General features: G+C 46.8%; 1 protein-coding gene. It reads right to left on the reverse strand.

The features are described 5' to 3' along the window. Positions 1-965, reverse strand: a 965-nt coding sequence (locus DYI81_RS17845; protein ID WP_117008206.1) for an aldehyde dehydrogenase family protein, incomplete at both ends; no start/stop codon positions are given.

Genomic DNA, 965 nt, shown 5'->3' on the forward strand with positions numbered 1-965 from the left:
TTGGTCCATACACGACCGGCTTGAATGGCACGGCCAGCTCGGTAAGAGGTGTGTGCTGAGCGTGACCATACGCCTGCGCCAAGTCCATAAATCGTGTCGTTGGCGATCTTAATCGCTTCATCAAAATCTTTGAAGGTTGTTACGGACAGCACAGGGCCAAAGATTTCTTCTTGGAAAATCTTCATGCTGTTATTGCCTTTAAAAATGGTCGGTTCGATGTAGAAACCTTCACCAACTTCTTGGCGTTCACCACCACCGGTCAGCACTTGCGCACCTTCTGCACGACCAGTTGCGATACAACCTAAGATTTTATCTTGTTGCTCTTGCGAAGCTTGAGCGCCAATCATGGTGTCGGTATCCAGTGGGTGGCCGGTCTTAATGCGCTTTACACGTTCAATGGCTTTTTCAAGGAATTTATCTGCAATGCTTTCATGGACTAAAGCACGTGAAGGACAGGTACAAATTTCACCTTGGTTGAGTGCGAACATGGCAAAGCCTTCCAGCGCTTTATCCAAAAAGTCATCGTCTTGATCCATCACATCTTCAAAGAAAATGTTTGGTGATTTGCCACCAAGTTCCAGTGTTACAGGAATAATATTTTCAGTGGCATACTGCATGATCATTTGGCCGACAGCCGTAGAACCCGTAAATGCAATTTTGGCAATACGTGGATTAGTTGCTAGCGGGCGACCGACTTCTACGCCGTAACCGTTGACAATATTTAGCACACCGGCAGGTAGGATGTCTTGAATCAATTCTGCCAAAACTAGAATGCTGACCGGGGTTTGTTCAGCAGGTTTAAGCACAATGCAGTTCCCTGCAGCCAAGGCAGGTGCAAGTTTCCAAGCCGCCATTAAGATAGGGAAGTTCCAAGGAATAATTTGCCCCACAACACCCAAAGGTTCATGGAAATGGTAAGCAATGGTGTCACCATCAATTTCCGAAATACCGCCTTCTTGTGCGCG

This window comes from Acinetobacter sp. SWAC5 (assembly GCF_003419885.1).
Classification (GTDB): domain Bacteria; phylum Pseudomonadota; class Gammaproteobacteria; order Pseudomonadales; family Moraxellaceae; genus Acinetobacter; species Acinetobacter cumulans.